Annotated in this window: 13 protein-coding genes; 4 read left to right on the forward strand and 9 right to left on the reverse strand. The window is 68.3% G+C overall.

Annotated features, from left to right (window positions below):
* Positions 1-2: 2 nt before the first annotated feature.
* Genes SLQ33_RS18655 through SLQ33_RS18670 form a run of 4 tightly spaced genes read right to left on the reverse strand, consistent with a single transcriptional unit; the run spans position 3 to position 3,632 of the window.
* The gene (locus SLQ33_RS18655) at positions 3-659 is read right to left on the reverse strand and encodes a hypothetical protein (RefSeq protein WP_319455348.1); all 657 of its coding nucleotides are present in this window, start codon (positions 657-659) and stop codon (positions 3-5) included.
* Positions 652-2,148, reverse strand: coding sequence for a cobyric acid synthase (locus tag SLQ33_RS18660; protein WP_319455349.1), 1,497 nt, complete (start codon positions 2,146-2,148; stop codon positions 652-654). Before SLQ33_RS18660 ends, SLQ33_RS18655 begins: the two co-directional genes overlap by 8 nt.
* A gap of 25 nt (positions 2,149-2,173) precedes the next feature.
* Positions 2,174-3,031 carry a type I methionyl aminopeptidase gene (gene map / locus SLQ33_RS18665; RefSeq protein WP_319455350.1) on the reverse strand — a complete coding sequence of 286 codons (858 nt, stop codon included), beginning with the start codon at positions 3,029-3,031 and terminating at the stop codon, positions 2,174-2,176.
* A gap of 16 nt (positions 3,032-3,047) precedes the next feature.
* Positions 3,048-3,632, reverse strand: coding sequence for a TetR family transcriptional regulator (locus SLQ33_RS18670; RefSeq protein WP_319455351.1), 585 nt, complete (start codon positions 3,630-3,632; stop codon positions 3,048-3,050).
* Positions 3,633-3,673: 41 nt separating this feature from the next.
* Here SLQ33_RS18670 and SLQ33_RS18675 point away from each other — a divergent pair, with 41 nt between their 5' ends.
* Genes SLQ33_RS18675 through SLQ33_RS18690 form a run of 4 tightly spaced genes read left to right on the forward strand, consistent with a single transcriptional unit; the run spans position 3,674 to position 6,824 of the window.
* A complete protein-coding gene (locus tag SLQ33_RS18675; RefSeq protein WP_319455352.1) occupies positions 3,674-4,744 on the forward strand; it encodes a DUF1214 domain-containing protein in 1,071 nt (356 codons plus the stop codon).
* Positions 4,741-5,913, forward strand: a complete 1,173-nt coding sequence (locus SLQ33_RS18680) for a sulfotransferase (RefSeq protein ID WP_319455353.1) — start codon at positions 4,741-4,743, stop codon at positions 5,911-5,913. The genes SLQ33_RS18675 and SLQ33_RS18680 overlap by 4 nt, the downstream gene beginning before the upstream one ends.
* A 46-nt stretch (positions 5,914-5,959) precedes the next feature.
* Complete coding sequence (locus tag SLQ33_RS18685) at positions 5,960-6,343, forward strand: PaaI family thioesterase (RefSeq protein ID WP_319455354.1); 384 nt, start codon at positions 5,960-5,962, stop codon at positions 6,341-6,343.
* A gap of 34 nt (positions 6,344-6,377) precedes the next feature.
* Positions 6,378-6,824 (forward strand): nuclear transport factor 2 family protein, encoded by a 447-nt coding sequence (locus tag SLQ33_RS18690; RefSeq protein WP_319455355.1) that lies wholly within the window; start codon positions 6,378-6,380, stop codon positions 6,822-6,824.
* On the opposite strand, the gene SLQ33_RS18695 is transcribed toward SLQ33_RS18690, so the two are convergent.
* The 5 genes from SLQ33_RS18695 to SLQ33_RS18715 form a co-directional block, all read right to left on the reverse strand.
* A complete protein-coding gene (locus tag SLQ33_RS18695; RefSeq protein WP_319455356.1) occupies positions 6,821-7,423 on the reverse strand; it encodes a DUF1707 domain-containing protein in 603 nt (200 codons plus the stop codon). The two genes, SLQ33_RS18690 and SLQ33_RS18695, sit on opposite strands and share 4 nt — an antisense overlap.
* Positions 7,424-7,462: 39 nt before the next feature.
* Positions 7,463-9,286: a penicillin-binding transpeptidase domain-containing protein gene (locus SLQ33_RS18700; RefSeq protein ID WP_319455357.1), complete on the reverse strand. Its 1,824-nt coding sequence runs from the start codon at positions 9,284-9,286 to the stop codon at positions 7,463-7,465.
* A 202-nt stretch (positions 9,287-9,488) separates the two neighbouring features.
* Complete coding sequence (locus SLQ33_RS18705) at positions 9,489-11,276, reverse strand: PE family protein (protein ID WP_319455358.1); 1,788 nt, start codon at positions 11,274-11,276, stop codon at positions 9,489-9,491.
* Between the two features lie 227 nt (positions 11,277-11,503).
* Positions 11,504-12,751: a DUF1501 domain-containing protein gene (locus SLQ33_RS18710; protein ID WP_319455359.1), complete on the reverse strand. Its 1,248-nt coding sequence runs from the start codon at positions 12,749-12,751 to the stop codon at positions 11,504-11,506.
* Between the two features lie 11 nt (positions 12,752-12,762).
* Positions 12,763-14,076: a DUF1800 domain-containing protein gene (locus SLQ33_RS18715; protein ID WP_319455360.1), complete on the reverse strand. Its 1,314-nt coding sequence runs from the start codon at positions 14,074-14,076 to the stop codon at positions 12,763-12,765.
* Positions 14,077-14,323: the final 247 nt, after the last annotated feature.

Consider the following 14,323-nt stretch of genomic DNA (forward strand, 5'->3'; position numbering starts at 1 on the left):
CCTCAGCGCGGTTCCAGCCGCTGCGCCTGTTTGCCTGCGACGTCCAGAAAGGTCTGCGGCAGTGTCCCTTTGACGGTGATCGTGGGATTGGCCGTGGGGAACGCGATCCCGAATACCGCAGAGTCGCCGACGTTCTCGAACGAGAAGTACACGCTGTTGCGCATACCGCCCAGAGTCATCGACTGCTCGTACGCCAGCGCGTCCCGTCGTGGCGTCTCGAGCCGGTCAGTGGTCACCGGAAGGCCTGGGGCACTTGGGTCGAAGAACGTCACGTACGCGGCGCAGCGGTCCGCCACGGCGGCCAACGCCTCGAGGTCAAGTCGCCACGACAGCACGGTCATCACCATGCGCGCCCCGTCGTAGGCGACGACGTACTTCTGCGCGCTGCCAGGGCCACGTTCGGCCGAAGCGGCGATCACCCGGGTCAACCCATCCGAGCAGCCCTCCGGACGGGACGGCATGGCAGGCGGGCCGCCCTGGCCGTCTTGCTGGCCGGCGTTCTCACTGATGCGGTCGTACTGGACGCCCGAGGGGAAGTCCGCGGCGGTGAGCGTGTCCCGTTCGAGCCGGGCCCCGCGCCAGGTCGCAGTCCCCTGGACGACGCCGGCGCAACCGCTGAGCGCGACGGCGAGCGCGATCGCCAGCGCTGCCCTACTCACGGCTCAGCCCCGTCGTGATGATCGGCCGCGGCGGCGGGCCGCCGTCCAGCAGATCCATCACGGCGTCGACGTCGAGGTGTGCGGCCAGCAGGTCGGCCATCAGGTCCAGCTGGCGATCGCGCGCCTGTGTCACGTCGACGTCGTCGGCGACCACGAATCCCGGTCGCCCGGTCGCCGCCTCGGTCAGCCAGGCACGACGTATGTCGTCATTGTCGAGCAGCCCGTGCCAGTGGGTGCCGAACACGACGCCGCGTCGCAGGCCCACGCCCAACCAGTCCGCCTCGGCACTCCGCGTCACCCGACCGTGATGGATCTCGTAGCCCCGCAGCGGCGTAGTCCCGTGTCCGTCCCAAACTTTCAACGTCTTGTCCGCGTCGAAGACGATGTCGGCATCGAGCAGGCCGAGCCCCTCGACGACGCCAGCCCCCGACTCCACCGGGTCGTCGATGACCCGGCACAGCATCTGGAATCCGCCACACACCCCGAGCAAGGGACGGCCCGCGGTCGCGTGCCCGACGATGCCGTCGGCCAGGCCGGTCTCGCGCAACCACGCGAGGTCGGCCACCGTGGACTTGCTGCCAGGCAGTACGACAACGTCGGCGTCGGGTAGGTCGGCGGGGTCGGTGACCCACCGCACCAGCACGCCCGGCTCACACGCCAGCGCCTCCACGTCCGTCGAGTTGGAGATGCGGGGCAGCCGGATGGCCGCCACCTTCAGCCACGCGTCCCCGCGCGGGGGTTGCGGTTCGCCGACGATGCGGTGCGGCTGCACGGACAGGGAATCCTCTGCGTCCAACCACATTTGGTCGGCGAACGGCACGACGCCGTACGTCGGCCTGCCGGTGAGCTCGGCCAGCTGTTCGAGTCCGGGAGCGAGCAGTGCGGGGTCGCCGCGGAACTTGTTGACCACGAAGCCCGCGATCAGTCGCTGATCGTCGGGCTCCAGCACCGCGACGGTGCCGAACAGATGTGCCAGCAGGCCGCCGCGGTCGATGTCGCCAACCAGCACCACGGGCAGCTCCGCCGCGCGGGCCAGTCCCATGTTCGCCAGATCGGTTGCGCGCAGGTTGATTTCCGCGGGTGACCCCGCCCCTTCACAGATGACGGCATCGAATTCGCGGCGCAGTGAGGACAGTTCGGCGTGCACGACCTCGGCCAGGTGGGCGCGGTGGGTGAAGTAGTCGGCGGCGCTGACCGACCCCGCGACCCGGCCGCGGACGACGAGCTGCGACGTCCGGTCCGACCCGGGCTTCAGCAGGACGGGGTTGAACCGGACGCTGGGCGCCAGCCCCGCCGCCCGGGCCTGCATCGCTTGCGCGCGGCCGATCTCGCCGCCGTCGGCCGTGACCGCCGAGTTGTTCGACATGTTCTGCGCCTTGAACGGTGCGACGCGAATTCCCTTGCGCGCCAGCAGCCGACACAGCCCAGCGACCACCATCGACTTGCCCGCGTCGGACGTGGTGCCTGCGATCAGCAGCGCGCCGCTCATGTTACTTCCGCAAGCGGGGAAGGTCTCACAGCTGGGTCAGGATGTCGGCGCCGTCGTCGGTGACCACCAGGGTGTGCTCGAACTGCGCGGTCCACTTCTTGTCGATTGTGGCGACGGTCCAGCCGTCGTCCCAGATCTCGTAGTCGAGCGCCCCGAGGTTGATCATCGGCTCGATGGTGAACGTCATCCCGGGTTCGAGGACCGTCTCGACGGCTGGCTGATCGTAGTGCAGCACGACGAGCCCGTTGTGGAACGTGGTGCCGATGCCATGCCCGGTGAAGTCGCGAACCACGTTGTATCCGAAGCGATTCGCGTACGACTCGATGACGCGACCGACGATGGACAACGCCCGACCCGGTTTGACCGCCTTGATGGCGCGCATGGTGGCCTCTTGGGTGCGTTCGACGAGCAGCCGGTGCTCGTCGGACACGTTGCCCGCCAGGAAGGTCGCGTTGGTGTCGCCGTGGACGCCGTCGCGGTAGGCGGTCACGTCGATGTTGACGATGTCGCCGTCCTCGATCACCGTCGAGTCCGGGATGCCGTGGCAGATGATCTCGTTGAGCGACGTGCAGCAGGACTTCGGGAAGCCCTTGTAGCCCAGCGTCGACGGGTAGGCGCCGTGGTCGAGCATGTAGTCGTGAGCGATGCGGTCGAGCTCGTCGGTGGTGACGCCGGGCGCGACGGCCTTGCCCGCTTCGGCCAGTGCGCCCGCCGCGATGCGTCCGGCAACCCGCATCTTCTCGATCACGTCCGGCGACTGAACCCAAGGCTCGCTGCCTTCGCGCACCGTCGGCTTCCACGCGTACTCGGGACGCGGAATCGACGTGGGTACCCGCAGGGTCGGGGACAGGTCGCCTGGGGACAGTGCGGTGCGAACGGCCATTGGACAAGCCTAAACGTCACTCGACCGATATGGCCGACAGCGCCGTGCGCACGCGCTGCGGCAGCGATCCACCGTGCCGCAGCCAGTCGTCGAGCGCGATGCGCACCGACGCCATCGCCAGCGCACCGATGAGCCGAGGGCGGGGATCGTCGGGCGCGAGGTCGGGCAGCCGGGGTGCCACCAGGTCGGCGATGGCCGACTCGTAGCCGACGTAGATCTGCAGCGTCCAGGCGCTGAGCACCGGCGACGACCGGGTGAGCGTGGCGAGGTCGCGGACCTGAGCGCTGATCGCATCGAATCCGTCGCCGAGGTCGCGAAACGCCGCCGCGACGGCTTCACGGGCCGACAACTCCGGCGGCTGGGCTGCGAGTTGCGCCGTGATGACGTCGAGCCAGTGCCTCGTCATACCGTCGGCGACCGCGTCCTCCTTGGAGGCGAAGTACCGGAAGAACGTGGCACGTCCTACTTCGGCCTCTGCGGCGATCCGCTCGACGGTAGTGCCTGCCAGCCCACCCTCGGCCACCAGCGCGGCCGCCGCCGCTGCGATGCGGTCACGGGTGGCTTGACGCTTGCGCACGTTCAGCGCGACGGATTCGCTCATTGTCTTGTAAGACTACGTCTCAAATGAGATTATGTCTCGTTATGAGCGAAGAACACGCCCGCAAGACGCTGGAAGCCTGGCAGTTCGTCCAGAAGATGATCGGCGACGTCACCGCGATCGTGCTCGCGGACGCACAGGACGAACGCGAACTGCTCGACGGGCTTCGGGTGGTGTCGCGGGTGACCGCGCTGTGCTCCGAACTGTCGGTCGAGGCCGACCAGGAACTGCCGTGGTTCTTCGACATGTGCTCCCCCACCCGCTTGATCGGCGGCCCCAACCCCGACGGCCGCTACCTGCTCGCGATGATCCGTGGCGACCGCCGCTACCGGATCACCGGGACCCGCGGCACGTCGGCCTACCTCGGCTTGCAGGTGCTCGCGGGCGCCGGGATGACACCGCGCCGGATGGCCGCCTATCTCAGCGACACCGACCTGAAGCTGGACGCGGGCTCCTTCACCGTGATCGTGGCCGCCGACGAGCCGTCCCCGGCCGAACTCGACGGCGCCCAGTGGCTGAAGATCCCCGCAGACGCGACGTCGATCGTCGTGCGCGAATACGTCGGTGATCCGGCCGACGAGATCCCCGCGACGCTCGACATCGAAACGCTTGACGCGGGTCCGCCCCAACCGCTGACGGATTCCGAAGTGGCCGAACAGTTCACCGCGATGGCGTGGACGCTGATGAAGCTGACGACGCTGCACCGCACCATCAAGCCGGAGTTGCTCGACCAACCCAACGTGCTGCTCACCGCCGAGGCCGCCGATCTCGGCTCGGCCGACACCACCCCAGACAACCTGTACATGATCGGCACGTTCGGACTCGCCGAGGACGAAACCCTGCTGCTGGAGATCACCCCACCCGACACCCGCTACTGGAACGTCACGTTGGAGAACATTTGGCACGAATGCATCGAGCCGCGACGCAGGCACAGTTCGGTCACCAACAAGGGCGTCACGCCGGACCCCGACGGAATCGTGCGGATCGCCATCGGCGCCAAGGACTTCGGGCACGGACACTGGCTCGACACCGCGGGCCACCACCGCGGCTTCGTGGTGCTGCGCTGGCTCGACAATCCCGCGGCCCCCGACGTCACGGTGAGCGTACGACGATGAACGCGGATCGGTTCGACCCGGACGTGCTCGTCGCGCAGGCCTGCGAGCTGGCGGGCAGCGACGACTTCGGTGCGCCCGACGGCTGGCGCGACGACCTCGCGCTGCTGGCCGACGGATTGGTCACCGAGGCACACCTGTCGGACCTGGGCGTCGAGATCGCCGTCATGGACCTCGTCGGCCCGCTGACCAACAGGCTGCGGATCACGCAGTGGCGCAAGGAGAATCCCGATATCGCCGCGGCGCCCATCGAGCGGCCCATCTTCATCGTCGGCCAGCCCCGCACCGGCACGACCATCCTCTTCGACCTGCTGGCCCAGGACCCCGACCTGCGGCCGCCGCTGACGTGGGAGGTCGACGCGCCGTGGCCGGTGCCGAGACCCGAGACGTACGGCACCGATCCCCGCATTGCGCAGATCCAGGCCAACCTCGAGATGTCCGAGCAGATCGTGCCCGGGCTTCTGACCCATCACCCGATGGGTGCGCTGCTCCCCCAGGAGTGCGTGCGCATCTGGGCCGGGCAGTTCTGCAGCATGATCTTTCCGGTGCAGTACCGACTGCCGACGTACTCGCGGTGGCTGTTGTATGACGCCGACCATCGCAACGCCTACCGCTACCACCGAATCTTCCTGCAGCACTTGCAGTCCGGTGTTTCCGGCCAATGGCTGCTGAAGTCGCCCGCACACCTGTGGCAGCTCGACACCCTGGTCGGCGAGTACCCCGACGCCGTGATCGTCCAGACCCACCGCGATCCGCTGAACGTCATCTCGTCAATCGCCGCCCTCACGCAACACGTGCGGCGGCTGGCGTCGGACCACAGCGACATCGGCGAGTGCGCCAGGCAGTCCTGCGAGGAGATCGTCGTCGGCCTCGAACGCTCGATGAAGGTGCGCGACTCCGGCGTGCTGGCCCCCGGTCAACTCATCGACGTCCAGTTCGCCGACTTCATCCTCGATCCGTTCGCCACCATCCGCGAGCTATACGTCGCCATGGGGCGCGAGCTGACGCCGCTCGCCGAGCAGCGCATGCGCGACTTCCTCGCCGCGCACCCCGGCGATGGCGGCGGCGCCAGGTACAGGTGGTCGGACACCGGGCTGGACGCCGACGAGGTGCGGGAACAGGTGGCCGGCTACCAGGCCCGGTTCGGGGTGCCCACCGAAGCGCTGAAGTGACCAAGGGCATCCAATCGATCTGCGGTAATGATGTTACCGTACGGCTGTGATCGATCCTGAACACCTGCTGAGCCGCTTGGGCATGCGAGACATCAAGGACACCGATGAACAGCTGATCATCGAGATGGACAACCGCCCCGACCTGACCAATGTCCGCGGCGCCATCCAAGGTGGCCTCGTTGCGACGCTCATCGACATCGCGGCGGGCCGGCTCGCGGGCAACGCCAGCGGGCATGGGCATGCGGTGACCACCGCGGACATGAACGTGCACTTCCTGGCGCCGATCATCGAGGGGCCGGCCCGCGCGGAGGCCACCATCGTGCGAGCGGGACGACGGCTGATCGTCACGTCGGTCGACGTGTTCGACGTGGGCCGCGGCCGGCTGGCGGCGAAGGCGACGCTGACCTTCGCGGTGCTCGAACAGCGCTAAACGTTGTCGGACATCGTGACTACGTTCTCAAGCCATGAGCATCGACGAGGTTGACGAGCAGTTCGCCGCGGGATTCGCCCAACGATTCGCCGACGCCTGGCGGACGCCCTCGATGGACACGTTCGAGGCGCTGTACAGCGACGAGATCGTGCTGCGCCAGCCGATGATGGGCACCCTGCGCGGCAAGCAGGCCTGCCGGGCGTCGTTTGAGCAGTTGTTCGCCCTGGTGCCCGACCTGCACGCCGACGTGCACCGAGTCGGCCACGGCAAGCGCGAGATGTTCATCGAATTCACGCTGAGCGGAACCTACGGGGGCAAGCCGATCAGCTGGGACGCGGTCGACCGGTTCACATTCACCAACGGGCTGATCGCTGAACGGGTTTCGTACTTCGACTCCGCGCCGCTGGTGGCCAAGCTCGTCGGCCGGCCACGCGGATGGAATCGGCTGGTGCGCACCGGGGCGCAACTGTTCAAGCGCTAGCTGCCGCGCTTCAACCAAGACTTGCGCCGGCCACGGATGTCGATCGAACAGCACACGCTGCGACCCGTGAGCACGACGTGGGGCGTGCCGTCGGCCGGCGCGTCCTTGCGGTGGTCGCGGGCGCTGCCCACGATCACCTCGACATCGTCGATCGACGCGCTCGCGCCGTCGGGCAGCCGAATCTCGACGGAGCCGAACTTCATGTCGAGCTCGATGACGACGATGGGTCCCGCAAAACGAGCGCGCGTCAGGTCGAGGTCCACCGAACCCATCCGGCGGTGGATGGCCAGCCGGGTCGGCACCGTCCACTCTCCTTGGCGCTTCAGCGATCCCATCACGCCGCGTAGCTCGACGCGGTCGGTCGCGGTGGTGACGATCGCGCCGGGTCCGGGCAGGTCGCCGACGAGTGCGTCGAGGTCCGAGTCCAGCCGGGCCGTGGATACCAGCACCGACCGTTCCTCGAACTCGTCGATGTCGATCAGGCCAAGCGCCACCGCGTTGTGCAGGCGGCGCAACGTGCCGTTGCGGTCGGCGTCGGAGATCCGCAACACGGCAGCGACGTCCGTCACGCTGTTGGTGCTCTCGTTGATGCTCGTCATGGCTGCTCCTTCAAGGAACAGGTTACTCAAGCCGGCTACTCAGGCCAGAAAGTCGGGCGGCAGTCCGTTGAGCATGTCCCTGCACATCCGCACCGCGTACTCCGAGCTCCCGCCGGCGACGATCAGGGCCGCGAAGGCCATGTCACCGCGATATCCGGCGAACCACGCGTGCGAACCGCCGTTGAACTCGGCCTCTCCGGTCTTGCCCCGGACGTCGCCGTTGCCGTTCAGATCCTTCGCCGTGCCGTTCGTCACGACGAGCTGCATCATGGGCCGCAGCGCGTCGACCATCTTGGGCGAGATGGGCGTACTGTCGCCGGTCGTCTCGGTGGGTCGGCCCTCGATCAGCTGCGGCACAGGGGTTTTGCCCGCGGCGACGGTAGCCGCGACCATCGCCATGCCGAACGGGCTCACCAGCACCTTGCCCTGGCCGAAGCCGTCCTCGGTGCGCTCGGCGAGGTCGACAGTCGGCGGCACCGATCCGGTCAGCGTCGTGATGCCGTCGATCTTGTAGTCGAGCCCGATCCCGTACTGGGCGGCGGCCGTCGTCAGCCCCTTCGGCGGCATCTTGCTGGCGAGTTCGGCGAACGTGGTGTTGCACGAGCTCGCGAACGCCCGCGACATCGGAACGGTGCCAAGGTCGAAGCCGCCGTAGTTCGGGACGACGCGCTGACCGATCTCGGCGGTGCCTGGGCAACCCAAAAGTGTGTTGGGCGTGGCCATGTCGCGGTCGATCGCGGCGCCGGCAGTGACGATCTTGAACGTCGACCCCGGCGGGTAGAGCCCGGTGGTGGCGGCGGATCCGTCGCCGTCGGCGGCGGCGTTCTGTGCGACCGCCAGAATCTCGCCCGTCGACGGCTTGATCGCGACGATCATCGCCTTCTTGCCGACCATGTTGACGGCGTCCTGGGCGGCGTTCTGCACCGCGCGGTCGAGGCTGATGGTCACCGACGGCGCTGGCGCACCGGCGACTTCGTTCAGTACGTCGACGTCGCCGCCGTTCTGATTGACGCTGACGACGCGCCAGCCCGCCTGACCGTCGAGTTCGTCGACCACGGACTTCTTGACCTGGCTGATGATCGCGGGCGCGAACCGGTCATCGGTGGGCAGCAGTTCGGCCTGCGGCGTGATGACCACGCCGGGCCGGTTGGCCAGCGCGGCCGACACCCGTTCGTGGTCGGCCTGCCGCAGCGTGATGAGGTCCAGTGCGCCCTTCGACGAGCTGGCCTGCTCAGCGAGCCGCTGCGGGTCCATGGTGTCGTCGAACGGCCGGAGTGCGTCGGCGACGGCCCTGGCGGTTGGCATCAGTTCACCCGCGGCGGTCTTCGCGTCGAGCGCGTAGTGGTAGAGGTATCCCGGCACCAGCACGTCGGTGCCGCCGCGCTCGTTCACCGACGCGCGGCGCGGTTGATCGGCCCGCAGCGCAAACGTCTGGTTGTCGCCAAGGTTGGGGTGCAATCCGGTTGCGCTCCAACGGACTTCCCACTTCCCCTCGTCGCGCATCATGTTGAGTTGGCCGTCGTAAGTCCAGATGCGGTTCTTCGGAAGGTGCCACGTGTAGCGGTACGCGACGCTGCCGGTGTCCTCGGCGTACTTGCTGCTCAACACCATGGCGTCGAGTCCGGTCGCCTGCAATCCGGACCAGGCTTGGTTGAGTGCGGCCCGCGCGTCGGCCGGATGGTCGCTGAGCTCGGCCGCCGATGCGGTGTCGCCCTTGGCGAGCGCGGCGAAGAAGGCCTGCGCCGTCGGTTCCGGGCCCAACGGCTTGGGCGTGCAGGCGCTGAGCAGTCCACCCGCTCCGACGACGACGGCGACGGTGAGCAGCCCAGTGACGCGCGTGACGAATGATGTTTGAGTTGCCATTGGGGCTGATGTTAGAAGCGGTGGCCACCAACCTGCCGTAGGCGCACCGAGATCAGCCCGTGATCCCGCCGAAATGGAATTCCCTGTCGTTGAGCCACGCACTCAACGACCGTGTGTGCTGTCTCGGCGTTTCGGCCTTGCGGCGTCAGGTCGGCGAGTGTCCCGTGGTTCGCTCGCCGACCGTCGCCCGGTGCCGGTTCGGTTAGTCGTCGCCGTCCGAGCCGTTGCTGCCGTTGCTGCCGTTCGCACCGTTACTGCCGTTCGCACCGTTGCCACCGGCGGCGCCGGGTTGTCCGCCCAGCCCGGTGCTCCCCCCGGCACCACCGGTGCCGCCCGTGGCGCCGCTGCCACCCGTACCGCCCGCACCGCCACTGCCCGCAAGGCCAGGCAGGCCCGGGACCTTGACGCCTGGGCCGGAGGGTTGGGTTACTACTGCATCGCCGGCGTCGCCGCCGTTTCCGCCGTTGCCGCCGGTGTCGCCGTTTCCGCCGCTGCCGCCACTGCCGCCAGTGCCGCCGGTCCCGCCGTTTCCGGTCAGCAATCCGCCGCGACCGCCGCTACCGCCGGAACCTCCCGTGGTTCCGTCGCCACCGGGTGCACCGACACCGCCTTCACCGCCGCTGCCGCCTATGCCACCGATTGCGAGGTCAAACTCGGTGCGACCACTGCCACCGTCACCGCCGTCGCCTCCGTCAGCGCCGACCCCGCCCGTACCGCCGTTTCCGCCGTTGCCGCCCACAGCAACGCCGCTCGTGCTAACGCCGTGGCCACCATCGCCACCGTTACCGCCAGGAGCGCCCGCTCCGCCGCTGCCGCCGTCGCCGCCGTTGCCGGCAACACCGGTGTTGTTGCCTAACACCTCGGCACGGCCACCGGTGCCTCCGGCGCCGCCTGCAACACCGGGTCCGCCGTCGTCGCCAGGGCCACCCTTACCTCCGATGGCGTCGCAGTCACCGCAGGAGGCGTTGCCGCCTCCACCACCGGGAGCGGCGGTGGTGCCATTCGGAGTGGGATTGACCCCGTTTGCTCCTGGCGCCCCCGCACCGCCTGCACCGCCGGCGCCGCCGTTGCCGATCAGCAATGCGGCGTTTCCGCCGTCACCGCCGGCCTGTCCGAGTGCGCCGGCCCCGCCCGCGCCGCCGTTGCCCAACAGCAGTCCGCCGTTGCCGCCGTTGCCACCGTTTCCGCCCGCTGGCCCGAGGCCGCCGACCCCGCCGGCCCCGCCGTTGCCGAAGAACAATCCGCCGTTGCCGCCGTTGCCGCCGTCGTGTCCGAGTGAGCCAGCCCCACCCGCGCCGCCGTTACCCCACAGCAGTCCGCCGTTGCCGCCGTCTTCGCCGAATCCACCGTCGAGACCGTTGCCGATCAACAAGCCACCAGGGCCGATCAGACCCAGGAAGGCCTGGCCGCCGGCCGGGCTCGCCGCCGCCAAGGCCCTCAACGCCGTCAGCGCCTCAGCACGGTCTCCTGTCCCCCCGGCTGGGTGGGCCGGCCTCAACGCCGCAGCGCCGCCGCCTGACCCGCCAACCGATGCCGCCGCCAACCGGATTGGGTTGGGCGCGAAGAAGTTTGGCCCAACAACGTGCCCGGTGGCGCCGCCGCTGAATACCGTTGCAGCGGCTGGTCCCCCGAGCTGACCGAACCCGCTGCCTGCATCGTTCCCGCCGATCCCGCTGTCGCCGGGTGCAATCAGGCCGAGCACCACCAACGGCGCTAGTGCGGCGTCTCCTCCCTCGGCGAGAGATGTATCCGACGCGGCCAGCACCGGTGCCGAGGACGAATCGCCGAACTGGGCGCTGGTGTCACCGGTACTCCCCGCGACGCCACCACCGACGACGAGCGCACCAACCGCCAGGGCGGCGGTGATCACAGACTTCTTCTTTGCCGCCGCGACCGTCGGCTGCGCGACGCGGACGCCAGGATTTGCGGCGTGGACCCCGGCCGCGTTCGGACCTACCCGACCGTCGTTGTCAGCGAGATGACGCGTCATGATTGATTCCTTTTTTGGGTTGGTTCGGCTTGTTTCGCCTCATTTGCTTGTGCGTTTGACGCTATTGGGCGCGGGCTGCCGTTAATTCGGGTGTTTCCCTATGAATTGCCCGTTGCGTGACTAGGGGTGCGGCCCCAAGCGGTATCGAGCCGTCGCCACATGGGCATCACCAACTCGGACCGTCCGACAACGCGGAACACCGCCGCGCGCTTCTCACCGAAATGAACTCAGAGGAAGCCGAGCGTGCGACGGTTGCCGCCGACGGACGGCTCGGGGTCGGTGGCCAGCGTGCCGACGAGCAGTTCGTGATAGACGTCGCGGAAGTCGACGGACCCCTTGAGATCACCGTCGTCCAGGTCAGTCAAGCTCGGCTGCTCGCCGTAGAAACCGCCCTGCACCGGCACGCCCGCCAGCAGGACGGGTCCGGCGGTGCCGTGGTCGGTGCCCTGCGATGCGTTGGCCGCCACGCGGCGGCCAAACTCGGAGTAGACCATCGCGACCACGTTGCGGCCGTAGCGGTCCTGGCTCATGTCACGCAGGAACGGCGTCAAGGCCGCATCGACGAGGCCAAGCAGCTGTTGTTGTGGACCGCGCTCGTCGGAATGCGTGTCGAAGCCGCCGAGCGCCACCATGTACACCCGAGTGGGGACGCCGGCCTTGACGCACTTGCCGACGACCGCGAGTCGATCGGCCAGCGGGTTCTCGCCCTGCCCGGGGCTGCCGGTCAAGCTCAAGCCGCCTGCGTTCGGATCGAGCGACAAGGTGGGATCGCCGGTGCCCAGGACCGGGGCCATCGCGGCACCGACGGTCTTCGTGGCTCGGTACGCGGAGCAGATCGCCGACATCTGCGACGTGTCGTCGGGGTCGTCGGTGCCCAGCGCCGACAACACGCCCTCGAGCGGCGCGGACACCGGTGAGGAATCCCCCATTAGGGCCGAGGCGGTCTGCTTCTCCCCGACCGCCATCACCGGTAGGACGGCGCCGACGTTGATCGCGCGCAGCGGGTCGTCGCCCGTCGCGTCGAGCCACCGTCCGATCCACCCGGTGGACACGGGCTCATCCGGTGAGGCCGTCTGCCAGATGTCCATGGATCTGAAGTGGCTACGGTCCGGCTTCGGGTAGGTGACCCCGCGGACGACCGCCAGCCGCTGTTCGCCCCACAGGCCCGCCAACCCCGTCATCGCCGGATTGAGCCCGAGTTCGCCGTCCAGCGGCAGGACCTCCGATGGCGCGTAGGCAAGTTCGGGTCGCGCATCGTGATATCGGTTGTCGGCGTATGGAATTACCGTGCTGAGGCCGTCATTGCCGCCGTAGAGGGTGACGATCACCAGGATGCCGGCATCGTCGGCGATCGGCGTGTGCTCACTGGCTCGCTGCAGCGCAGGCCAGCTCACCGCGGCGACACCACCCAGTAGGCCGGCCGCGCCGACGCCGGCACCTGCGATCAGGAACTTGCGACGGTTGATCTCGGTCATCTCGAATCTCCTTACGCAGTAAGGTATTCGGGGGCATTCACCGCGGCGGTGAACAATGCCGCAGGATTGCCGAGATACGGCTTCAGCGCCGCAGCGCTCCGGTCGGACCAGGCGCCGACGCCGATGAAGTAGCCGACCGCGTCGACGCGGTCGGCGATGGGCGCGCTCTCGACGGTGGAGAGGTTGCCTCGCTTGGCGAGTTCGGTTGCCGCCCAAGCCTGCGTGGTGATGCTCGCAGTTGACACCCAGACCCGACCGCGCGGCCAGCCCGAGACATCCGGCGGATAGAACGGCCGCTGTCCGAGCCCGGTCAGTAGCCCGTCGATGGCGTAGGCAACCTCCGGCGAATCGACCGGGATGGACAGTGTTCGGATCACTCCGATCAGCCACTCCGCGGGCGTGATGATGGAAGCCCCGCTGACGAACTCGGGGTCCAACAGGATCGCCTTCGTCAGCGCCTTGAGGTCGCGGTTGGGCCCATAGGCGTCGATGAGCCTCGCCAGCGTCGCCGACGAGGGTGAGGCATCCGAGGCGAGCTGCTGCCACAGCCGTGCCACAATGTGCGTCGCCGATGCGGGATGTCCGAGCACCGCATCGCAAAAGGCCGCTGCGTCAAGGCTTCCCGTCACACCCAGCACCGTCTTGTCAGCGGAGTCGTGCCTATCGGGCCGCACGGACGACCGCCCGACGTCGTCGGTCATCCATCCGCTCAGCGCCCTCGCACCTTCCCGCACGTCGTGCTCGGTGTACCCGCTTCCATGGCCGAGGGCGAAGAGTTCCATGAACTCGCGAGAGAGGTTCTCGTTTGGCGACGCGGCGACGTTGTCCTTGCCGTCCAGCCACGACAACATGGCGGCATCGGTCAGCATCGCGTACGCGAATTCGCGGAAGTCGCCGAGCTTCATCCTGCGCAGCTTCTCGTTCTGCGCGCCCATGTAGACGGCGAACCGCACCTTGGCCGCCGACGTTGCAAAGTGGTTGTGCCACAACCAGGTCAGCTTCTCGTGAATCGGCTCGTGGACGGAGATCATGCGGCTGAGCCACCAGTCGGCCAACCAGAGCATCTGGTCATCGACGGTACGGTTCCACCGGTCCATCGCCTCCTTGGTGGCATCCCCGCTGGGGTAGGGCGGCACCGGTGTCAGCGGCGGCATCGGCGTCGCGACGGCGCCGGGGTCGGTCTCGGGGTCCGCGTCGAGCAGTCCGTCGAGGTACCGCGACCAGTCCTGACCCACCACCGCATCCACCTTCGCGCCGGTGGTGCCGAAGCCGGTCCGGCGCAGCAAACGGGCGGTGGCGATCCACTGCGGTGACTGGGTCGACATCTGCCCGCCCCTACTCCGCCGACTCGAGCCGACACGGGGCCAAGATTTGCGCCCGCAAAGATGGCTTGCCGATGACACAAGGTGCCGGGCCGTTCACGTCGGTCAAGGAGTTTGCTGAAATCGCATCGTCGGTCGCAGTCGTTCGATACACGAAAACACCTCCTGACCAGCGGAAATAGTCTGATTTCAGCTAGAGGTTAAGTGATTTCGGCGCGCCCCGCAGCGCGAGCCCGAGGGCCCGCGTGCC

It is taken from the genome of Mycobacterium sp. RTGN6 (assembly GCF_033804605.1).
Lineage (GTDB): Bacteria > Actinomycetota > Actinomycetes > Mycobacteriales > Mycobacteriaceae > Mycobacterium.